15 protein-coding genes and 1 tRNA gene are annotated in these 21,125 nt (G+C 73.5%); 5 read left to right on the top strand and 11 right to left on the bottom strand.

Going from position 1 to position 21,125, the window contains the following annotated elements:
* Positions 1-117: 117 nt before the first annotated feature.
* The 6 genes from ITX44_RS12370 to ITX44_RS12345 all read right to left on the bottom strand — a co-directional run bounded on the left by ITX44_RS12370 (position 118) and on the right by ITX44_RS12345 (position 7,535).
* Positions 118-1,203 carry a helix-turn-helix domain-containing protein gene (locus tag ITX44_RS12370; RefSeq protein ID WP_205357163.1) on the bottom strand — a complete coding sequence of 362 codons (1,086 nt, stop codon included), beginning with the start codon at positions 1,201-1,203 and terminating at the stop codon, positions 118-120.
* Positions 1,204-1,480: 277 nt separating this feature from the next.
* Positions 1,481-1,873 (bottom strand): very short patch repair endonuclease, encoded by a 393-nt coding sequence (locus ITX44_RS12365; protein ID WP_205357162.1) that lies wholly within the window; start codon positions 1,871-1,873, stop codon positions 1,481-1,483.
* Positions 1,874-2,099: 226 nt separating this feature from the next.
* A complete protein-coding gene (locus tag ITX44_RS12360; RefSeq protein ID WP_307795225.1) occupies positions 2,100-3,350 on the bottom strand; it encodes a PrsW family intramembrane metalloprotease in 1,251 nt (416 codons plus the stop codon).
* 316 nt (positions 3,351-3,666) lie between these two features.
* Positions 3,667-4,380 carry a tRNA (guanosine(46)-N7)-methyltransferase TrmB gene (gene trmB, locus ITX44_RS12355; RefSeq protein ID WP_205357216.1) on the bottom strand — a complete coding sequence of 238 codons (714 nt, stop codon included), beginning with the start codon at positions 4,378-4,380 and terminating at the stop codon, positions 3,667-3,669.
* Between the two features lie 343 nt (positions 4,381-4,723).
* Complete coding sequence (gene lhgD, locus ITX44_RS12350; RefSeq protein WP_205357161.1) at positions 4,724-6,040, bottom strand: L-2-hydroxyglutarate dehydrogenase; 1,317 nt, start codon at positions 6,038-6,040, stop codon at positions 4,724-4,726.
* Positions 6,041-6,119: 79 nt separating this feature from the next.
* Positions 6,120-7,535 carry an NsdA family TPR-like regulatory protein gene (locus ITX44_RS12345; protein WP_205357160.1) on the bottom strand — a complete coding sequence of 472 codons (1,416 nt, stop codon included), beginning with the start codon at positions 7,533-7,535 and terminating at the stop codon, positions 6,120-6,122.
* A gap of 1,431 nt (positions 7,536-8,966) precedes the next feature.
* On the opposite strand from ITX44_RS12345, the gene ITX44_RS12340 reads away from it, so the two are divergent.
* The 5 genes from ITX44_RS12340 to ITX44_RS12320 all read left to right on the top strand — a co-directional run bounded on the left by ITX44_RS12340 (position 8,967) and on the right by ITX44_RS12320 (position 16,625).
* Entirely contained in the window at positions 8,967-11,237 is a 2,271-nt protein-coding gene (locus tag ITX44_RS12340; protein ID WP_236060394.1) for an asparagine synthase-related protein, read from the top strand.
* Positions 11,238-11,501: 264 nt separating this feature from the next.
* The gene (locus ITX44_RS12335; protein WP_205357159.1) at positions 11,502-12,818 is read left to right on the top strand and encodes a DNA polymerase III subunit delta'; all 1,317 of its coding nucleotides are present in this window, start codon (positions 11,502-11,504) and stop codon (positions 12,816-12,818) included.
* 798 nt (positions 12,819-13,616) lie between these two features.
* Entirely contained in the window at positions 13,617-14,780 is a 1,164-nt protein-coding gene (locus tag ITX44_RS12330) for a hypothetical protein (protein WP_205357158.1), read from the top strand.
* A gap of 88 nt (positions 14,781-14,868) precedes the next feature.
* Positions 14,869-16,437 carry an alpha/beta hydrolase gene (locus tag ITX44_RS12325; RefSeq protein ID WP_205357157.1) on the top strand — a complete coding sequence of 523 codons (1,569 nt, stop codon included), beginning with the start codon at positions 14,869-14,871 and terminating at the stop codon, positions 16,435-16,437.
* Between the two features lie 114 nt (positions 16,438-16,551).
* Positions 16,552-16,625 (top strand) — tRNA-Thr (locus tag ITX44_RS12320).
* Between the two features lie 45 nt (positions 16,626-16,670).
* Here ITX44_RS12320 and ITX44_RS12315 read toward each other — a convergent pair.
* From ITX44_RS12315 to ITX44_RS12295, 5 genes are all read right to left on the bottom strand, one after another.
* The gene (locus tag ITX44_RS12315) at positions 16,671-18,059 is read right to left on the bottom strand and encodes a tyrosine-type recombinase/integrase (protein ID WP_205357156.1); all 1,389 of its coding nucleotides are present in this window, start codon (positions 18,057-18,059) and stop codon (positions 16,671-16,673) included.
* A gap of 67 nt (positions 18,060-18,126) precedes the next feature.
* Entirely contained in the window at positions 18,127-18,327 is a 201-nt protein-coding gene (locus ITX44_RS12310; RefSeq protein WP_205357155.1) for a helix-turn-helix domain-containing protein, read from the bottom strand.
* A gap of 171 nt (positions 18,328-18,498) precedes the next feature.
* Complete coding sequence (locus ITX44_RS12305) at positions 18,499-19,791, bottom strand: DUF3631 domain-containing protein (RefSeq protein ID WP_205357154.1); 1,293 nt, start codon at positions 19,789-19,791, stop codon at positions 18,499-18,501.
* Positions 19,788-20,693, bottom strand: coding sequence for a bifunctional DNA primase/polymerase (locus tag ITX44_RS12300; protein ID WP_205357153.1), 906 nt, complete (start codon positions 20,691-20,693; stop codon positions 19,788-19,790). Before ITX44_RS12300 ends, ITX44_RS12305 begins: the two co-directional genes overlap by 4 nt.
* An 86-nt stretch (positions 20,694-20,779) precedes the next feature.
* Complete coding sequence (locus tag ITX44_RS12295) at positions 20,780-21,118, bottom strand: hypothetical protein (RefSeq protein WP_205357152.1); 339 nt, start codon at positions 21,116-21,118, stop codon at positions 20,780-20,782.
* Positions 21,119-21,125: the final 7 nt, after the last annotated feature.

Here is a 21,125-nt window from a genome sequence, read left to right as displayed (position 1 = left end):
TTCCCCTCCGTACGGGACCTCGCGCGGCATGTCCGTCGACGTCGTACCGTCAACATACGGGACGTCGAACGGACTTCCGCAAACGTACGGGGTCATCCCCCATACGTTCCACAGAAGCTACAGGTCTCTGGGGTCCAGTTCGCGCGCGAGCTTGTAGCCGACCTCGAAGCGGCTGCCCGCGCCGAGCCGCTCCATGAGGGAGGTCATCACATCCTGCACCGCGGTGGTCTCGATGCCCAGCTTCCGGGCGATCCGGTCGTCGCTGTAGCCGTTGGTCATCAGCCGCACCACCGCGCGCTCCTGGGGGCTCATCTCCGCGTGGTGCGGGCGTGCGCCGGCCCGCGACAGGGGAGTGGCCCGCTGCCAGTACGACTCGTATATCGAGGCGAAGGACTGCACCAGGACGGCGCCGCGGATCCGGATCATGGACTCCGAGATGTCGCCGAGGCTGCCCGGCAGGCACACCGTGTGCCGGTCGAAGACCATCATGTCGTGGGCGACGTGGTCCACGACCCGCACGGTGACGCCCATGTCGGACAGGTCCTGGAGCCGGCGGGCCTGCCCGGGCGCGCTCAGCATGGTGCGCGGGTACAGGGCGCGCACCCGGATGCCGCGCCGGGCCAGCCGGGCCAGGCCCTCCGGGGCGTCGCAGGCCATGCCCTGGTAGGCGGTGTCCAAGGTGTCCCGCAGGGTCGCCGCGATGTCCCGCAGCGCCCGGTCCCGGCCGGCCGGCCCGGTGAACTGGTCGACGGCCACCTGCTCCTGGCGCCGCGCCGCGGCCGGACGGAAGACGGTCAGCAGCTTCTGGGTGGCGTCGTTGACGGCCAGTGCGCTCTGGAGCTGCTCCTGCACGTTGGCGGTGTAGCGGCCCATCACCACCGCCAGCGCGGTCTCGGGGTCCACGGTCTCCACCCGGCCGTCGGCGATCCGGATGAGCCCCATCTCCTGCAGCGTGCGCCAGCCGGCGGCGGCCCGCTCGCCCTCCAGGCCGGCCTTGCGGGCGATGTCCTCGCAATCGCCGCTGCCGTACGCGGCGGCAACCTCGTACAGGGCCACGGCGGCCGCCATGTCCCGCAATTCGTCCCGCTGCCGGGCCGCGGCCACGCGCCCCATCGGCGCCCTCAGCGCTTCAGTCACTATGTCCATCGTCTCGGATGTCACCGCCTTGGACTTCCATCGCCCGTCCCGAACGTCGTCGGTCATGGCCGCTCCTTCGGCACGTCGCGAGCCCCCCGTCCTGCCGCGGACCCGTTAGGCACAGAGTGTTACAGCGGCATCACTGGTTTTCCAGGTCGAATCCGTCGAGGGAATAAACGGGACGAAGGGGGCGCACGGCGTGCACCCCCCAGGCGCGCGCCGCCACGAGTCCCCCGGGGGCGTACGCCGGGCGCGAGCCGTCGCCCGCCGTCATCAGCCGGCCGCCACAGACCCCCTCCGGGCCCGCCCGGAGGAACCCGTCCACCGCCGCGTCCGCGCCGCGCTACGACCGCTTGGACCCGCCTCGGGCCTCCATGACGACCTCCGCCACGCGGTCCGCGACGGAGAGGGGGTCCTCGTGCTCCCAGAAGCGCAGGACCGTCCAGCCCTGCTCTGCGAGCCGGGACGTCGTCTCTGTGTCGCGGGCCATGTTGCGATCCAGCTTCGCGCGCCACCACTCGGCGTTGGCCTTGGGCTGTGTGGCGTGCTTCGGGCAGCCGTGCCAGAAGCAGCCGTCGAGGAAGACGGCGACCTTGGGGCCCGGGAAGACGATGTCGATCGTCCGGCGGGGGAGACCGGGGACGGGCCGATGAAGGCGGTAGCGGTGGCCGGCCGCGAAGAGCAGCCGACGTACGGCGACTTCAGGACCCGTGTCGCGGCTGGCCTGGCGACTCATGCGAGCTGACACGCCCAGTGAGGAGGGCTTCACGGCCATTGAGGATCTCATGCGGTGCGAGGGACGTGATCGATGGGTGATACAGGTGACCGGCCGGGCCGGCACGGCCCGCGAAGCAGCCCTCCGCGGGTGCAGGCCCGCCGGCTCGCGTTGGGGCCGCGCGGTGCCGGGTACAGCCCGAGGGCACGTATGAGGCGGCGGCCAGGCGGGGCCCTCACCCATCCTCCTACAGCCGCCCCCGCCCCGGCCTGCCGCCGTACGCACCCCCCGGAGGGGCGGGCCAGGAGGGCGGCCACGAGGGAGTGCGGGGCGGGGGGACGGGTGGGGTCCAGAGGGGGGTGGTGGGGCGGGGGTGGGCGGCGGAGAGGAGGGCGGGTTGGGCGACGGATTTGCGTTGCCAGAGGTGGTGGAGGAGTTCGGCCTCGCGGGTGCGGAAGTCGGGGGCGGGGGCGCCCCGGGTGGCCGCTGCCCGAAGGAAGGCGAGGTGCGTGGCGAAGGCCGTGTAGTCGCGTACCGCGCGGGACGCCGCCTCGCCGCCCGCGGCCCGGGCCTGGCGCCGCGCCGTCGCTCTGATCTTCATCGAACCCAGTGCCGCCGGCTCCGGCAGGGTCAGCCAGCCGGCTGCCGCGTACACCGGCAGCGCCGCCCGGATCGTGCGCAGTTCGCCCGCCCGCGCCCAGAACGCCAGGCACACCACCAGGCCGAACACCGGGATCATCACCGCCACGTACACCGTCAGGAAACCCAGCGGCGAAAGCTGCGAGGACCCGTTCCACGTCCCGTGCAGCCCCATCGCCAGCAGCCACCCGCCCAGCGGCGGCAGCCACCGCAGCCGCCAGCGCCGGCCCGGCCGCGCAGTCGCCGCGATCGCGAAGCCGATCCCGGTCATCGACGTGAACAGCGGATGCGCGAACGGCGTCATCAGCACCCGCACGATGAAGGTCGCCGCCGTCGTCGAATCGAGGAAGTTCGAACCCAGCGCCCGGTCCTCGCCGAACGCGTTGCCCAAGTAGAGGATGTTCTCGGTGAACGCGAACCCCGTGGCCACCAGCCCGCTGAGTACGATCCCGTCCAGCACCGACTCGAAATCGCGGCGCCGGAACAGGAACAGCAGCAAAATCGCCGTGCCCTTGGCCGACTCCTCCACCAGCGGCGCCACGAACGTGGCCCCCAACCGGTCGGTCTGCGACGGACTCGCCGACAGAGTCGAGGCCAGCAGCTTGGCCCCGTACTCGTTCGCGAACAGCGCCACCAGCGTCGCCGCGCACGCGCCCCAGGAGAAGGCGAACACGACGTTCCGCCAGGGACTGGGCGCCACCCGGTCCAGCCACAGGAACACCCACACCAGCAGCGGCACCGGCAGGATCGCCAGCGCCAGTCCCACCAGGAACGGCTCGGTGCCTATGTGCCGGCGCACCAGCGCCAGGATGACCACCCCGCACACCGCCAGCGCCGTGAACAGCCCCCCGGTCCGCACCCCCCGGCTCTCCCAGAACCGCGGCCGCGGCGCGTACTGAGCCGTCCCGCCCGGCCAACCCCCGCCCGGCACCGCACCGGCGAAGCCGCCACCGGCCAAGTCGCCGCGGGCGAAGCCGTCACCGGTGCAGCCGCCATCAGCGAAGCCTCCGTCAGCGAAACCCCCACCGTCCGGGCCGCCCTCATGACGATCTGAAGAACGGTCGGCGTGGTCGGAGGAAGACGGGGACGAGTACGTGGCCACCTGTCGACAGTACGGGGGCCCGGGGGGCGCGCGCGAGAGTACGGACCAACCCGACCGAATCCGCCGCTACCGCTCACACCCGCGTGAACAGCAGGTCACGCACTACGTGACCCTTCGCCAGCCCCTGCCGTTCGAACTTCGTCATGGGCCGGAAGGCCGGGCGCGGCGCGTATCCGGCACAGGCGTTGACCAGCCCCGGCGCCGCCGACAGCACCTCGAGCATCTGCTCGGCGTACGGCTCCCAGTCCGTCGCGCAGTGCACGGTCGCGCCCGGCCGCAGCAACGGCGTCACCAGGTCGACGAACTCCGGCTGTATCAGCCGCCGCTTGTGGTGCCGGGCCTTGGGCCACGGATCCGGGAAGAACACCCGCAGGCCCGCGAGGGAGCACGGCGCGAGCATGTCCCGCAGCAGGACGACAGCGTCACCGTTGGCGACCCGCACGTTCGTCAGGCCCTCCCGGTCGGCCAGCGACAGCAGATTGCCCTGGCCCGGCGTGTGCACGTCCACCGCCAGGATCCCGGTGCCCGGATCGGCGGCGGCCATCCGCGCGGTCGCCTCGCCCATCCCGAAGCCGATCTCCAGCACCACCGGCAGCGGCCCGTCGAACAGCTCCGCCAGGTCCAGCGGGCTGCCGTCCAGCTCCACCCCCCACCGCGGCCACAACCGCTCGATCGCCGAGCGCTGCGCGGGCGTGATACGGCCCCGGCGGGCGTGGAAGGAGCGGATACGGTGCTCCTCCCGCGAACCGGCCGGATCCGGGGACGGGCCCGCGCCGGGCGCGAACATGCCGGTCGTACCGGCGCGGTCGGCGGGGATGTCGCCGGCGGCGTGGGCGGTGGCGGGGGACAGAGGTGAGCTGGACACGATGCCTTCGATTCTACGGTGACCCGCCCGCGCCCCGGCCGCCCGCCGGTGGGCCGCCGGACCGGGGGATACCCGGCGCCGTACAGCCGTACAGCCGTCCACCCGCGCAGCCGCACGCCGGAGTCGCCGTACGTCCGCACGGCCCGCCCGCGCCCCGGCCGCCCGCCGGTGGCCGGCCCGGACCGGGGGATCTCCGGGCCCGCCCGCGCGCACCGGCCGCCCGCCTCCACGCGCCCCCGCGTACGCGCCCCCGTACCCCCTTCGCCTACAACGCCTCCTCCACCCGCCGCACGATCTCCCGGGCGATCGGGAACGCCGCGGTCGCCGCCGGAGAGGGGGCGTTCAGGACGTGGACGAAGGGCGGGGCGCCGCCGAAGAGGAAGTCGTCCACGAGGGTGCCGTCCGGCAGCACCGCCTGGGCCCGCACCCCGGCCGGCGCCGGCAGCAGATCGGCCGGGTTCAGCGCCGGCAGCAGCCGCCGGGCCGCGGCGGTGAAGGCCCGCTTGGACAGCGAGCGCCGGACCTCGCCCACCTCCTGCCGCCAGTGCCGGCGGGCGATCCGCCAGGTGCCGGGGAAGGCCGCGGTGTCGGCCAGGTCGCGCAGGCTGACCGTGCCCCGGCCGTAGCCCTCGCGGGCCAGCGCCGGGACCGCGTTCGGCCCGAGGTGCACGGTGCCGTGCACGTCACGCGTGAGGTGGACGCCCAGGAACGGGAAGTCGGGGTCGGGCACCGGGTAGACCAGGCCGCGCACCAGGCCGCGGCGGGCGGGCGCGAGCTCGTAGAACTCGCCGCGGAAGGGGACGATCCGCATGCCCGGGTCGTGCCCGGCCAGCCGGGCGATGCGGTCGCTGTGCAGGCCCGCGCAGTTGACCAGCACGCGGGTGCGCACCGGCGGTCCGCCGGCGGCACGGATCGTGACCGGGCCGCGGGGGTCGTCGTGGTCGATGGCGGTGACCGGCCGGCCGTAGTGGATGTCGCCGCCGGCCGCCCGGACCAGGCCGGCCAGCGTCCGGGCGACCGCCGGGAAGTCGCACACCCCGGTGCTCGCCACATGGATCGCGGCCAGGCCCGACACGGCCGGCTCGGCCTCGGAGATCTGGGCCGGGCCGAACTCCCGGATGGCCAGCCCGTGCTCCCGGCCGCGTACCGCCAGGGCGTGCAGTCGCGGGAGTTCCGCCTGCTCGGTCGCCACGATCAGCTTGCCGGTGACCGCGTGCGCGATGCCGTGCTCGGCGCAGAACTTCGGCATCTCCACCGAGCCGGCCAGCGCGTACTGGGCCTTCAGCGACCCCGGGCGGTAGTAGATGCCGCTGTGGATCACCCCGCTGTTGCGGCCGCTTTGGTGCAGTGCCGGGCCCGCCTCCTTCTCCAGCACCAGGATCCGGGCGCCGGGCCGGGCGCGGGAAAGGGTGTACGCGGTCGCCAGCCCGACGATGCCCGCGCCGATCACCGTCACGTCCGTCACGTGCGCCACATCCGCCGCTTCCGTCGCGTCGACGGCCGCGACACCTGCGTCGTCGCTCGCGCCGTCACCTGCGTGGTCACGAGCGCCGTCACCTGCGTCCGTACCGGGCCTGCTCATGGCTGCGGGTCCTTTCGGGCCGGCCTTCGGGTACGTGCCCCGCCTGCGCGCGCGGACGGCACCGCGTCCGCCCGCATGATCATGCCGGAGCGGCCAGCAGCGGGCGAGCCCTTTCGCGCAGTTCGAGAACGCGCGGTTCGTGGTTGTACGGCTCCAGGCGGTGCAGCAGGTCGCGGACGTACTCGGTGGTACGCGCCGAGGAGATCCGCCCGGCCACCTCGACCGCCTTGGTGCCGGCCGCGCACGCCGCGTCCAGGTTGCCCGACTCCAGCTCCGCGACCGCCGAGACCACCAGCCGCAGCCCGTGCGAGCGGACGAACTCCTCGGTGGGCCGGGCCAGCGCCGCCTCGGTGAACCGCTGCACCTGCCGGGGTATGCGCAGGTCGCGGTAGCACTCGGCGGCGTCCGCGGCGAGCCGGTCGTAGGAGTAGAAGCCCAGCCAGCTCGGATCCGGGTCGCCCTCGCGGGCCCGCTCCAGCAGCGCCTCGGCGGCCGCCAGGGACGCCCCGCAGGCCGCCGCCTCGCCGGCCTTGGCGTGCGCCCGGGCCTCGACCAGGTGGAAGAAGGACATGGTGCGGGCGGTGGCCAGGCCCCGGTTGCGCTCGATGGCGGCCTGCGCCAGGTCCACCCCCTCGTCGGCGAAGTTGCGGTACGTGGCCTGCAGTGACATCGATGCCAGTACATAGCCGCCGAGCGGCACGTCGGCGGCGGCCCGGGCCAGCCGCAGCGCCTGGATGTAGTAGCGCTGCGCGGCCTCCTGCTGACCGGTGTCGAACGCCATCCACCCGGCCAGCCGGGTCAGTTCCGCGGTCGCGCCGAACAGCGAGCGGCCCACGTCGTCGCTGTAGGAACCGAGCAGCAGCGGCGCCGCCTCGACCCGCAGGCACTCCGGCACCATGCCCGACCGCCAGTCGCCGCCGCCGTACTTGGAATCCCAGCGGCGCGCGTCCTCGGCGGCCTCGCGCAGTTTGGAGACGTCCGCGTGCCCGACATGGGTGGTGCCCGGCGCCGGGTCCTCGCGCGCCACCGTGGCGTCCGCGGGCGTGATCAGCCAGCGCGATGCGGGAGTGACGTAAGCGCTCACTGCGAAGGATCCGGCCAGGGACTGCCAGATTCCGGCGCCCCCGGGGCCGCGGCGGCTGCCCAGGTCCAGCCGCCACAGATCGGTGGCTGATTTCACCGCCTCCGACACGTCGCGCGGGAAGGCGAGCCCGACTTCGGGCGCCGGGTCCGCGTCGGCCAGGCCGATCTCGTGCAGCGGCACCGGGCGGCCCAGTTTGCTGCCGATCGCGGCGGCGATCAGGTGCGGGGCGGCGCCCTGCGGCACCATGCCCTTGGTGACCCAGCGGGCCACCGACGTCTTGTCGTACCGCAGCGTCAGACCGCGTTGCGCGCCCAGGTCATTGACCCTGCGGGCGAGTCCGGCGTTACTGATGCCCGCCAGAGCGAGAAGACTGCCGAGTTTCTCGTTCGGCCCGCGGTGTTCTCTGTTCACTGCGGTTCACCTCGTGATGCCGCTGGGGGGCAGGCCGGCCGGCCTGGACTTGTCATGGGGTGCGGGGGTCTCCCTCCCCCTGAGTCCGGTTCTGGCCACGGCCCCCGCTGCTCGCACGGCCGGCGCGGCGCATCGCCGGTTACCCGAGCCGCGCGTACGGGTGCGAACCGGGTACACCCAGCGTAGTTCGCCGCATCCCGACCGTTAAGAGGCTTGTTCCGGATGGCGCGAAACCGGCCCCCCGCGCCGCACTCGTACGACACCCTCCGGAGTGTGCTCCCGGTATATGTGGCCGTGCGCCCGGCCGTGCGCCTGTGCGGCCCTCGGCGGACAGCGCTTGCATGGGACCGTGGGTCGGCCCGCGGCCCTGTCAGGCGGCTATGGCGGGGTGGGGCGGGCCAGGGGGTTCCGTCGCCACAATCCCCGCGGGCGGCGGACCGGCCCGGGGGGCGCGTACCCGTCCCCCGGGCCCTCGACACCTGCGGCCCGGCCCGCACCGGTCCCCGCTGCGGCCTTGCGCCGACCTTGAGCAGGTCCTGAATCCGCCTCGGGTCGGCCCCGGTTCGGGCTCGGGCCGGCCCCGGTTCCGCCCTGTACCGGCTCCGTATCGCCCCTGTACCGCGACGTACCACCTACGTACCGGCCCTTGTATCGGCTCGGTGCCTGCACGCTGCCACCTCCGTATCGCCTCGCTATCGCCTCCAGGTCATCCCCACATCGCCTCCGCGCCGCCCGAATCCGTCCGGTCTCCCCGCGCCCGAGCGGTCCGTACGGTGCCGCGCCCGCCGCCTCCGTACGCCCTGACCTCGCTCGTCCCGGTCGCCGCAACCGCACCCGACCGCCCCAGCCGCACCACCCGTCCCTGTCCGAATCCGCCCCCCTTCCGCTCTCCTTGCGGGCCCCTTCCGTGTCCGCTCCGCCCTCGATCCGAAACCGGCCGCTGTCGCAAACCACCCCGAATCGGCCGTCGGGCCGACGCTGTTCCGACCGCCCTGCACCCACCCGATGTTGACGCTGCGTCACCATCGAGCCCTCTTCGGGCCTGATCACTTGGCCCTCGAACTTCCGCCAGGGCGCCGGAGTTTGGCGCGTTTTCGACGTTTGCTGTCCGAGGCCGGGCTCGCTTTCCGGGTGGTCGGCTTCCGCTTCCCGCCTCGGCTTCGGCGGGGCCCGTCTTACGCCCTTGCCCGGTCCCTGAGCGGCCCCGATCCCGTCGCGTACTGCACCCGGCCACCCGTTCCGGTCGCCGGGTGTCATCGAGCGCTGTCCGCCCGTGGTCGCGGCGACGACCCGGTGCTCCTTGGTGCACCCATGCGCCTCTTTGCGCGCTTCCCCATGGCAGCATGGTCTTCCGGACATCACACGTGGCGGCGGCGCGGGGCGCGGCAAGGGTGCGAGCGCCCCCGGCTGTCCACAGCCTGTGGAGGCGCGATGCGGTGGTTGGTGGGGTGGAGTCGTGCCACCGCGGATCCCGTCACCGGCGCGCGCGGCCGCGAGCTGCAGCCGGTCGGCGCCCAACTGCTGTGGGCCGGGCCCGATCCGCTGTGGGCGGTCGGCGACTGGCGGCCCGACGAGGTGCGCGTGGTGTACGCCGACCCGGCCGGCGGCGCGTCCCGCAACGGCAACGGGCACGGCAGAGGCGTACCCGGCGCCGAGGCGTACGGGCAGGCGCATCCGTACGCCGGCGGTGCCGCCTACGACGGCTCCTACGACCGGCGGCAGCACGGCACGGCCGCCCCGGGCGTCACCGGCTTCAGCTTCTCCGGCGGACTCGGCGGCGCGGGTGCCTCCGGCGCCGCCAGGGACGCGGGCGGCGTGGCACGGCTGGCGGTCCTCGGTCGCTGCGGGGCCAGCGACGCGGAACTGCGGCTCGGGCTGGTCGCCGCGCGCGGCGGGGCGCTGCGACACGTGACGGCCTGGCCCGGCAGCTACACGGCGGTGCTGCAGATAGGGCGCAGAATCACGGTACTCGGCGATCTCGCCGGGGCGCGGCCGGTTTTCCACACCCCCTGGTCCGGCGGCACCGCCTACGCCACCGCCGCGCTTCCGCTCGCCGACCTGATCGAGGCCGGACTCGACGTCACCCACCTCGCCGCCACCCTCGCGCTGCCCGACTCTCCCGAGGCGATCGGCGACGGCACCCCGTACCTCGGCGTGCGCCGGGTGCCGCCCGGCCACGCGCTGATCCTGCGCGACGGCGCCCCCGAGATCAGCGGCTACGAGCCGACCGCCTCCCTCGCCTCCGGCCACCACCAGGCCACCGCCGCCGACGCCGAAGCCGCCGTGGCAGGCGTACGCGACGCGCTCGTGGAGGCCGTACGCGCCCGACTCGCGCAGCCCCGCTACGTCCCCGACCCCGACGAGGCCCCGGCCCCCGGCATCGGCGCCGACCTGTCCGGCGGCGTCGCGTCCGCCACCCTGGCGCTGCTCGCAGCCGGGCTGCCCGGAATGCCCGGCACCCTTCCCGGCACCCCGGGCGCGCTGGCCGGCGAGCGGCTGCTCGCGGTCACTTTCAACGACCTGGCGGCGGGCGGGCTCGCCCTGCGCGAGGCCGAACTCGAACGCGCCCGGCGCATGGGCACCGACCCGCGGCTGCGGCACGTGGTGGTGGCCGGCGGCCCCGAGGCGCTGCCCTACGCCGACCTCGCCGCGGGCCCGCTGGCCGGGCCGCTCACCGACGAGCCGGGCGCGCCCCTGGTGATCGCCGAACGGCACCGGCAGCGGCTGTCAGCGGGCGGCGCCGACCACCTGATCGGCTACGGCGCCCGCCAGGTGCTCGACGCCCACCCCGCGCGCCTGGCTGACCTGCTGATGGACCGTCGCCGCCGCTCTCTCGTACGTCCGGTCGCCGCGCTGACCCGCGCCGACGGCTCGGCCGGGCACCCGGCGCTGGTGCCGTTCACCGTGCCGCTGACCGTCTACCGAGCCGCCCGGCGGCTGGCCCGCACCCCCTACCAGCGCGCAGTGGAGGACACCGCCGCCCTTCTGCTGTCCGGCACCCTGGCCGGCGCCGCGGGCGGCCCCCTGGACGCCTCTCTCGCCGCCATGGCGTGGGTCCGGCCCGGGCCGGCGGCCGGCTGGCTCACCGGGGAGGCACTGGCTGAAGTATCGGTTCGCCTCCAGGACGCCGCCCGCCGCCCCTGGCCGCTGGAACGCCCCGGCCAGCGCCGCGCCCGCGCCGCCCTGGCGCGCCAGGCCGCCGACTTCCGCGTCTACGAACAGGCCGTCGCCGTCCCCTCCCAGCGGCTGCACGCCCCCTTCCTCGACAACCAGGTGGTACGCGCCGGCCAGATGCTGCCCGCCGCTCTGCGGGTACGGCCCGGCGCGCGCGCCCAGGTGCTGCGCGAGGTCCTGTCCGGCGCGGGGGTGCGCGAACTGCCGCCCGGCTGGGGCTCCGGCTCGTCCCCGGCCACCGGCCCTGCCCTGCGTGCGGGCCTGAGCACTGCCCTCGACCCGCTGCTCGACCTCTTCGACGCCCCGCTGCTCGCCGACGCCGGCCTGGTCGAGGCCCGCGTCGTACGGCACGTGCTGCGGGCCGCCGCCCAGGGCGAGCCAGTGGCCCTCGACGGCATCGGCGACCTTGTCGCCACCGAGGTGTGGCTGCGCCGCCTGCTCGCTCGGCGCGGCTCCTGCTGGACCGGCGGGGCGGACGCGCCGGAGCAGCGGGCGGTGGCGTCGGGGGTGCAGCGGCTGTCGCTGTGAGGGGGCTCTTCGCGGGGTGTCTCGGGCGGGGCTCGCCGTATCCCCGCAGGTGGGGGCGGTTGGCGGGGGCGTTGTCAGTGGGGTGCTCCACAATGGTCGGGCGCGGGTTCGTCCGGGCGTGACAGCGGCGGTGCGGGTCCTGCGGTGCGGGGCCCGGGGGGACCGCGGCGGACCGGACAGGTGACGGGACGCGCGGGCGCGTACGGGTGTGCGCTGGGCGCTTACGGATGACGGATGACGGCACGGACGAGGGTGGTGAGGGACATGGCCGTATGGGACGACGTGATCGGTCAGCCCCAGGTGGTGGCGGAGCTGGCGGCCGCCGCCGCGGATGCCGACGCCCTGGTCGCGGCCCAGTCCGAACGGTCGCTGGTGACGACGGTCGAGCGGGCGCACGCGCTGGAGGAGGCGGCGGAGTCAGGGGAGGGGCCGGAGGCCGCCGACTCGGGTGCGGGTACGGATTCGGCGGGGGGGCGGGCCCGGGGCGGGCGGATGACGCACGCCTGGCTGTTCACCGGGCCGCCGGGGTCGGGCCGGGCCACCGCGGCGCGGGCCTTCGCGGCGGCCCTGCAGTGCGTCAGCCCCGACAAGGCGCTCGGCGGGGCGCCGGGCTGCGGGTTCTGCGACGGGTGCCATACGACGCTGTCCGGCACCCATGCCGACGTGGAGACCGTACGTACCGACCTGCTGTCGATCGGCGTCAAGGAGACGCGTGAGCTGGTCCGCCGGGCCAACCTCTCCCCGGCCGGGGGCCGCTGGCAGGTGATCCTCATGGAGGACGCCGACCGGCTCACCGAGGGCGCCGCGAACGTCCTGCTCAAGGCGGTGGAGGAGCCTGCGCCGCGCACGGTGTGGCTGTTGTGCGCGCCCTCCGTGGAGGACGCGCTGCCCACCATCCGCTCCCGCTGCCGTCTGCTGACGCTGCGCACCCCCTCGCCCGAGGCGGTCGCCGACGTCCTGATGCGGCGCGACGGCATCGACCCGGCGCTGGCCACCCAGGTCGCCCGCGCCACCCAGGGCCACATCGACCGGGCCCGCCGCCTGGCCACCGACGAGGCCGCCCGCGCCCGCCGCGCCGACGTACTGCGCCTGCCCCTGCGCCTGTCCGACATCGGCGGCTGCCTGCGCGCCGCCCAGGAACTCGTCGACGCCGCCACCGAGGACGCCAAGGCCGTCGCCGAGGAAATGGACGCCAAGGAGACGGAGGAGCTGCGTCAAGCCCTGGGCGCCGCCGCCGGCGCGGGCAGCCGCATGCCCCGCGGCACCGCCGGCGCCATGAAAGAACTCGCCGACCGCCAAAAGCGCCGCGCCACCCGCACCCAGCGCGACACCCTCGACGTCGCCCTCACCGACCTCGCCGCCTTCTACCGCGACGTCCTCGCCCTCCAACTCGCCGGCTCCCCCGCCCGCATAGCCAACACCGAATCCCACGACGCCATCCACCGCATCGCCTCCGCCTCCCGCCCCGAACAAACCCTCCGCCGCATCGAATCCGTCCTCGCCTGCCGCGAAGCCCTGGACGCAAACGTGGCGCCTCTGCTGGCCGTCGAAGCGATGACCCTCGCTTTGCGGGAGGGCTGAACGTTCTTTTTGCGGGGCGCCCTTGAGGGGGCGGGCCGGTGGGGGTGGGTGCGAGTCGGGGGCGGTTCCCGGCCTGTGGCCAGGGGGTCTCTGCCGACTCGGCGCTTTGGGTTTGTGGCTGGGGGCGCTGGTGCCCACTGGCTTGCGGCCGGGGCGCTGGTTGCGGGGTGTGCCTTGTTGGCTTGCGACGCCTGCCGTCCGGGCCTGCCTCGGGGCTACTACGGCTTGTGGTGCGCCGCGTGTCACGGCCGAGAGGCGTACCTGCGTTGCTGCGACAGGGGGTTACTCGCGCCTGGCGTTACGGGTGTGCCGGTTCGATGCCCGTCCCGGTGCGGTCGAAGGCAGCCTGGGCGAGGCATCGGCGGGGCGGGCTCCTCGGGTGCGGCTTGGCGCCTTTTACCGTTCTTCGCTTCCTTTCGTGGCCGGGCGCGGGGGCGCCGGTACGAGGTGCGGTCCGCGGTCGCGTCCTTTGACTTCCTGCGCTCACCGGCCGCGCGGACGGTGCCCCGGGTGCGGGCCTGCCGATACGCGCTCGTGCCCGCGCCCACCACCTCGAGCCCAGTCCAGCTGACGCAAACCGCTTGCCCTCCGCCCCACGTCGGACCCCCTCGCACTCTCCACCCGTTCCTGCACCGCCCCGGCCGGGCGGGCCCGGCGCCCTACCCCGTCACCCCACCCCTCCTAGCGGCCACAGGTCTTCCCGGCAGGGAGAAAGCCGTACCGCTGATCGGGTGGTCGAAGGGAGGGCGTGGGGCCGGGTTCCCCGGGTGGGAGGGTGGGGCATTGCATGGTGCGGCCATGATCGCGCCCTTGCTCATGTCGCTGCTGGTTCTGGCCGCCGCCGCGGCCCTGGTGCTGGGGCGGCGGGCGGTGCGGTACTGGCGGAACGAGCGGGCTGGGCGGCCGTACGAGCTGGCCGAGGACCGGGCGGGGACCGTGGCGCGGGCCGCGGCGGCCGGTGGGGCGGTGCTGGTGGCGGCCGCGCTGGCGGGGACGCTGGTGAGCGGGGCGGGGACGGGGGACGACGGCGGGGCGAAGGCGGGGCCGGCCGCCGCCACGGCCGCACCCGCGGAGAGCCGGACCGGGACGCCCGTACCGCCGCCGCCCCCGCCACGGACGCCGGAACCCGCGCCTCCGCCGCCCCGGGTGCGCACCCTGGGCCACCTGGCCGGCGGCACCATGGACTTGCTGCCGGACGGCACGAGGGTGTGGTTGCCCCCCTGGTACGACTCCCCGCGTGCGGCCGGGGTCGCGTACCCCGTGGTGCTGGCCCGCGTCACGGCGCCCGCTGACGGCGACCTTTACGCCGGTCTCGCCCTGGGTGTCGAGCGGCGGGTCGCGGACGCCTTCATCGTGGTGGCCCCGCCCGACTGCGCGCGCCCCGCCGGACCCGTGCTGGCCGAGGTCGCGCGCCGATACCGCACCCTGACGGCCCCCACCGCCCGGGCCGCGCTCGGCGTCGGCCCGGGCGCCGCCTGCGCCGTACGCGACGCCTTCGCCGACTCGGCCGGCTGGGCCGCGGCGGTCGGCGTCTCCGGTACGTACCCGAGCGCGGCCCCGGCGCCCGCCCCCGGCCCGCGCCTCCCCGTACTCCTGGCCCTCCCGGCGGGCGAGCCGGACACCACCGGCTCCTCGGCCCGCGCCCTGCGCACCGCCCTGCACCGGCACGGCACCGAGGTGCGCCTCCTGGACGGGGTGGCGCAGCGCCGCGAACTGTTCGTACGGATCGCCGGCTTCCTCACCGAGAAGCTCGACGGACCGGCGCGCGGGGCCGGCACCGGACCCGTACCGACCGCCTCGTCCGTACCCACCACCGAGCCCGTACCCACCACCGCGCCCGTACCGCGGACCCGGCCCACCGACGTACCGCAGCCGCAGCCCACCGTCCCTGCCTCGCCCCATGTGCTGGCCGTCACTCCGAAGCCGACCGTCACTCGTGAGGGGGCCACCGTAGTCCCGTAAATCATCCGAAAGAGGACAGCTCATTCCGGGGTGGGCGCACCGCGCCGGTTACGCTCGCAGTCACCCGACGGGAGGACCCGAGCCGCCGATGCACGCCACGCGCTTGTTCCGTATCCCCGCCACCGTGATCGCGGTGACCGGCCTGCTGCTGTCCGCATGTTCCACCGGGGGAGGCGGGCACGGCGCGGCGGCGTCCTCGCCCGTACCCTCGGCGTCGGCCGGCTCGCTGACCCCGCTGCCGACCGCAAGTCCGGCGAACCTGGCGCCGTACTACCACCAGAAACTCTCCTGGCGGGACTGCGGCGCGCCCGGCTTCCAGTGCGCGAAGATGAAGGTCCCGCTGGACTACGCCCACCCGTCCGCCGCCGACGACCTGACGCTCTCGGTGGCCCGCAAGAAGGCCGCCGGTCCCGGCAGCCGCCTCGGATCGATGCTGGTCAACCCGGGCGGACCGGGGGGTTCCGCCATCGACTACCTGCAGTACGCGGCGCTCGGCTACCCGTCCGCCGTCACGAGCCGATACGACATGGTCGGCCTCGACCCGCGCGGGGTGGCGCGCAGTTCACCGGTGGAATGCTTGTCCGATCGGCAGATGGACGCGTACACCGAGGTCGACACGACGCCCGACACAGCGGCCGAGATCACGGACCTGACCAGCGCGGACAAGTCGTTCGCGGCGGGCTGCGAGAAGCGCTCGGCGAAGCTGCTGGCGCATGTCTCGACGGTCGATTCGGCGCGCGACATGGACGTGCTGCGAGCGCTGCTCGGCGACGCGAAGCTGACGTACGTCGGAAAGTCGTACGGGACCTTCCTCGGCGCGACCTACGCGGGGCTGTTCCCGCAGCGGGTCGGGCGGCTGGTGCTGGACGGCGCGATGGACCCCTCGGTGAGTTCGCTGGAGGGTAGCCGGCAGCAGGCGGGCGGGTTCGAGGTGGCGTTCGCCGCGTTCGCGAAGGACTGCGTGAAGCAGTCCGGGTGCCCGCTCGGCACGTCGCTTGACGCGGCCGGCAAGAACCTCGACGACCTGTTCCGCAGGCTCGACGCGCACCCGCTGGCCACGGGCACGTCGCGCCCGCTCACCGAGGCGCTCGGAACGACGGGCGTGATCGCGGCGATGTACGACCAGGAGGCGTGGCCGACGCTGCGGTCCGCGCTGAGCAGCGCGGACCAAGGCGACGGCGGTCCGCTGCTCAAGCTCTCGGACAGCTATTACGAGCGGGACAACAGCGGAAAATACAGCAATCTGATGTACGCCAATGCCGCCGTGAACTGCCTCGACCTCCCCCCGGCCCTGCACACGCCGGCCGACGTCGAACGCGCCCTCCCCTCCTTCCGCGCGGCCTCCCCCCACTTCGGCACCACGCTGGCCTGGTCCTCCCTGGTGTGCGGTTACTGGCCGGTCCCCGCCACGGGCCGCCCCCAGCGCATCGCCGCCAAGGGCGCGGCCCCCATCCTGGTCGTCGGCACCACCCGCGACCCCGCCACCCCCTACGCCTGGGCCGTCTCCCTGGCCCACCAACTCTCCAGCGGCCACCTCCTCACCTACGTCGGCGACGGCCACACCGCCTACGCCCGCGGCTCCGACTGCATCGACTCCTCCGTCAACGCCTACCTCCTCGCCGGCACGGTCCCGGCCGCCGGAAAGCACTGCACGTGACCCCGACCCTCGCCCCGTCCGGACCACCCCCCGCGACCCTGTAGACTTTCCACCGCTGCGGCTGCCACCCGCCGTCCCCCGGGACGCACCGGCCCCCGCCGCACCCCGCAACAAGCCGCCTTAGCTCAGTTGGCCAGAGCAACGCACTCGTAATGCGTAGGTCTCGGGTTCGAATCCCGAAGGCGGCTCACCCGAAACCCCAGCTCAGATCGCTCTGAGCTGGGGTTTCTCGTTCATCGGATGCGACGGCGGCGGCGTGCGCGGTCCGCCTTGCTATCGGTGGTCTCAGTTCTGGTCTCAATGGGGGCCGTGAGGGGCCGGGGGATGACCGTCTCCCCGATGCGATCCATGGCGGCCTTGGCCATGTGGTTCCGGCCCTGGACGTACCTGCGGGTCTGGGTGATCTGGGTGTGCCGAAGGATCTCCATGATGGTCACGATGTCCACGCCCAGCTCGTTCAGAATCGTGCCGGCGGTGTGGCGGCTCCCGTCGTACAGGCGCCGGTCGTCAATGCCCGCTTCGGCCAGGAGTTCCTTGAACTCCTCCCAGTCCTGTCGCGGGTCCAGTGGCCGGCCGTCCGGCCGGGTGAACACCGCGCCGTACTCCTGCCAGGCATCCCCGGCGGCGGCCTTCGCTTCCTCCTGCTGCTCCCTGTGCTCGCGCAGGTAGGGGATGAACGGCGGCGGGATCGGTACCGCGTTCCTGCTCTTCTTCGTCTTGGGTCGGGTGTACGTCAGACCGCCGTCTTTGCGGTCCGGGCATGCGCTCGCGTGCCTGGTGCACGTCTTCGCGCACGGCTTCGGACACCCACGCTTGTAGCCCTTGTGCACGGTGCAGTCCTGCGGGCAGGGGTCGAAGCGGTGCAGTCGCATTCCGCATTGGTGCGGGTCGTCGCAGCCATGCCGCCACGTGAGTCGCTGAAGCTGCCACTGCGGGTGGAACAACTCCCCTTCCAGGTCCACATACGACCAGCGCAGACCGAGGCATTCGCCCTGCCGGAATCCCATGCCGACACCGACCACCCACCGCATGTAGGTTGGCCGCTTGACCGCGGCGGCAAGGAAGGCTTTCGCCTCCTCGATCGTGAACGGATTCGCCTCGGTCTCGTCCAGACTCGGCGGGTCCACGAGCGTCGCCACGTTCTCAACGACCATCCGCCGGCGGTGGGCGATTTTCAGGGCCCGCGACAGAATGCGGTGCACCTTCAGGACGTGCGACGGTGCATGCCCGGCGTCCAGCATCGCCCGATACATCCGCTCAAGGTGCTCAGGCTCCAGCTTGTCGAGCCGGTGCTGACCGATACCCGGGATGATGTCATTGCGGGTCTTCGACCAGTAGTCATCGAGCGAACGTGGGCGGAGTTTGAGGCTGGCAATGTCGGTGAGGTAGGTCTCCATCCACTTCTGCACAGTGGGCTTTCGACCAGCCTTCGGGGCACGTCCCCTGTCGCGCAACGCCTCCAATTCCTTGACCTTGCGCCTGATTTCAACTTCGGTCTTGGCCCGGCGGTGGCGCCGGTCGGGACTGCCGTCGCTCTTGACTCCCATGGTGACGCGGCCGTGCCACCATCCGTCACTTCCGAGGTAGATGGACGATTCCATGTTGGACTTGCGGGGGCTCACGGTTCCTCCGGAAAGGACCGGGGGCGAGCCGACTTGTTCGACTCGCCCCCGGTGGTGTGCTGGCGAACTAGCGGCTCTGATCGGAGAGAGCGGCGGCGAACCGCTCCAGCTCGGTGTGGTGGATGCGGCGGGACCGGCCGCACTTGACGAAGCGCAGGTTGCCGGCGGCCATCAGTTCGTAGATGGTCGACCGACCAAGGGCCAGAACTTCCGCAGCTTCCTCGGGGCGGTAGAGGAGACGGGGCATGGGTGCCGTGGCGGTGCTCATGTAGGTGGCTCCTAGGTGAGCGGGACTGGGACCCCTCTGGGGAGTCCGCTACATCCGCTACGCCGCTACATTGCAGGTCAGCGGTGTGTTTTTTGTAGCGGACGGGTGGGATGTAGCGGCTACGGCCAACTGCGGGGGTCGGGTGTGTAGCCGCTACATCGTGGGTTGCCGCTACGGATTCAGGTGGTCTGAGCTGGGTTGTAGCGGCGTAGCGGCTGTAGCGGACTTGCGGGGGGCGCAGTAGCGGGCCCATGCGTCTTCGAGGTCCGCGGCGTGGAAGCCCTTGAGGATGCCGCCGCTGGTGCGGATGTTGCGGGAGCGGATCGGTTCGTTGTCGGCGGTCATGTACTCGGCGAGCATCCGTGAGAGGCGCCGGTTGTCCAGGGGCTTGCCGTCCAGGTCGGCCCAGGGGGCGTCGTCCAGGGCGTTGAGCCGGTCGAGGATGGCGATGGTGGGCAGGCGGTCGATGCCGACAAGGACGTGGTCGCGCAGGTCGGTCAGCAGCCGGATGCCGATGCTGTGCTTGTCGGTGGACTGGGCTGCTCGCACCAGGGCCACGCAGGCGGCGCGGGCCCGCTGCGGCCAGGTTCCGCCGGCCGCGTCGGCGACGGCGAGCAGGGGTTCCCACACGTCCGCGGGGCGGTCGGTGATGCCGTCCGGCATCTGCGGCCAGGTCTGGCGTACCTGCTCGCGCACCTGCTCCGCCCACGCGGCCAGGCGGTCGCGCAGGGCGTTGCCTTCGGCTTCGTGCAGGCGGGCGCGGAAGGGTTCCACGTGCTCGTTACGGGCGCGGCGGCGCATGCGGATGATGACGGAGCGGGTCAGGATCGTGTCGGGCAGGGAGCCGAGTCCGGCGACGGCCACCGCGGCGTAGGAGGGGAAGGGGGTGACGGTCTGACTGTCGCCCACGCACCGGTAGGTGACCCCGGTCCGGCGGTGCCCGGCATTGAGGAACCCGCGCAGTTCCTCGTTCTCGCCTGCCTTGGGCCCGAATACGGTGTCGATCTCGTCGAAGAGGATCGTCGGTCGTCCCTCCGGGCCGGAGACCGCACGGAACAGGGCGGCGGCGGAGGCGTTGACGGCCACCATAGGCCGGGGCGCCAGGGTCTCCACGATCTCCAGGGCCCGGGACTTGCCCGACCCCGGTTCGGGGGAGAGGAAGGCGATGCGGGGGGTGGAGTCGAAGCAGTCGAGCAGGTGCGCGTGCGCGTCCCACAAGGCCACGGCGACATAGGCGGCTTCGGCAGGGAAGACGTTGAAGCGACGGTGGAAGGCTTCGACCTCGTCCAGCAGGGCCGCGCCGTCGCTGCTGGGGCCAGGGCGAACAGCAGAGGGGACGCCCTTGCGGGCGGCGTTCTTCGGCGCGCTACGGCCGGTGGGGAGCGCGGCCGGTTCGGCGGTGCGGGGCTGGTCGGGGGGTGCGATGGGGCTTTTACCCTGCGGGCGGGGGTCGGGGGTGGTCATGCCGTCTCCCGGGGCCAGGCGGAGCGAATGGAGTAGTCCAGGGCCTTGCGGATCGTGGCGCGGCACTCGGCCGGCGGCAGTCCCGCCGACTCCCCCGCGCAGGTAAAAGCCGTTTCCACGGCGGTGCGGTCGAGGTCGCCCCACGCCACGAACCGGCCCACGGCCCGCACCGCGCGCAGCAGTTCGGCTTGCCGCCCGCCTTCGGCCGTGCCCGCGACGGTCGCGGTCTCCCGTTCCAGGACGACCGCGGCCAACCGCGAGGCGTTCCGCACGACCGTGGGCCGGAACGGGGTCACTGCGGGCTTCTGAGGGGCCGTCAGAGCCTTTTGGAGCCATTCGGGTAGATTTGCAACCGGCCGGTCGTACAGGACCGTGTACGGGCCTTGTGGGGTCGTGCTGCCGGGGGCGACGACCTGTCCGCCCCATGCCCGGGTGTCCACCTTCCGGGCGAGGGTGCCCGCGGTGTTGCCCAGCCGGGCCCCGTTCGGGGCGAGGAAGTACAGATGCCGTCCGCCGGAGGGGGTCCGGATGGTGCGGGTGGTGGGGACGGCCTCTCCGGCGCGCTCGCAGAGCGCCAGGAAGGATTCCACGCCGTCAGGCGTGCCCTTCTCGTCCTTGGGCTTGAGCGTGTCCAGGTCCACCACCAGCAGCCCGGCGGGGCCGGTGGCGATGCCGACGTTGAACGGGCCGCTCGTCCAGCAGCGTTCGATGCGGCCTGGATCGGTGGTGGCGCGCTGCTCGAACGTGCGGTGCCCGCCGGTGCAGTCGCCGGTACCGGGGCAGCGCCGTTCGCCGTGCAGCGCGGGGACCTTGCCGCCGGGCCGCAGTGGAATGACGGGCCAGCCGCGGCCGGCCGCGGCCAGCGCCGCGGACAGCAGCGCGGGTTGAGCGGGATAGGTCATGCTGGGGGTTCTCCAGTTCCTCGAAGGGTGCTGGTACCGGGGCGACCGCGTGTCTTTGGCGAGAGGTGCGGTCGCCCCGGGCGGGGCTAGAACGGCGGTTCGCTGCTGTAGAGGTGGCGGTTGCGCCGGTAGTCGATGGCCGTAGCGAGGCGGGCGGCGGCGTGCGGGAGCCACAGCTTGAGCAGCGGGTGGAAGGGCGCGCACGGGCAGGGGTCGATGTCCGGCTCTTCCTGGTACGGCGAGCCGGACTCGACTTCGCCGGTGCCATCGCACTGCGGGCAGTTGGGCACGGGGGTGCGGTGCAGGGCGAGGATGGGCCGGGGGCCGATCCACCGGCCGCGGCGGGTGGTGTCCACCCAGCCGGGCCAGTAGCGCACAGCGAGCCGCGGCCGGCCGACGATGCGGCGCAGGCGCGATGTGGTCAAGGGGTGT

This window comes from Actinacidiphila acididurans, assembly GCF_016918855.1.
Lineage (GTDB): Bacteria > Actinomycetota > Actinomycetes > Streptomycetales > Streptomycetaceae > Actinacidiphila > Actinacidiphila acididurans.
Note: the sequence above shows the minus strand (reverse complement) of the source record. Positions and strands in the feature narration are given on the sequence as shown.

Coding starts and splice junctions, on each gene's coding strand:
- ITX44_RS12370 (WP_205357163.1), bottom strand. CDS start 1,203: ATGACCGACGACGTTCGGGACGGGCGATGGAAGTCCAAGGCGGTGACA.
- ITX44_RS12365 (WP_205357162.1), bottom strand. CDS start 1,873: ATGAGTCGCCAGGCCAGCCGCGACACGGGTCCTGAAGTCGCCGTACGT.
- trmB (WP_205357216.1), bottom strand. CDS start 4,380: ATGTTCGCGCCCGGCGCGGGCCCGTCCCCGGATCCGGCCGGTTCGCGG.
- lhgD (WP_205357161.1), bottom strand. CDS start 6,040: ATGAGCAGGCCCGGTACGGACGCAGGTGACGGCGCTCGTGACCACGCA.
- ITX44_RS12340 (WP_236060394.1), top strand. CDS start 8,967: ATGCGGTGGTTGGTGGGGTGGAGTCGTGCCACCGCGGATCCCGTCACC.
- ITX44_RS12335 (WP_205357159.1), top strand. CDS start 11,502: ATGGCCGTATGGGACGACGTGATCGGTCAGCCCCAGGTGGTGGCGGAG.
- ITX44_RS12330 (WP_205357158.1), top strand. CDS start 13,617: ATGATCGCGCCCTTGCTCATGTCGCTGCTGGTTCTGGCCGCCGCCGCG.
- ITX44_RS12325 (WP_205357157.1), top strand. CDS start 14,869: ATGCACGCCACGCGCTTGTTCCGTATCCCCGCCACCGTGATCGCGGTG.
- ITX44_RS12310 (WP_205357155.1), bottom strand. CDS start 18,327: ATGAGCACCGCCACGGCACCCATGCCCCGTCTCCTCTACCGCCCCGAG.
- ITX44_RS12305 (WP_205357154.1), bottom strand. CDS start 19,791: ATGACCACCCCCGACCCCCGCCCGCAGGGTAAAAGCCCCATCGCACCC.
- ITX44_RS12300 (WP_205357153.1), bottom strand. CDS start 20,693: ATGACCTATCCCGCTCAACCCGCGCTGCTGTCCGCGGCGCTGGCCGCG.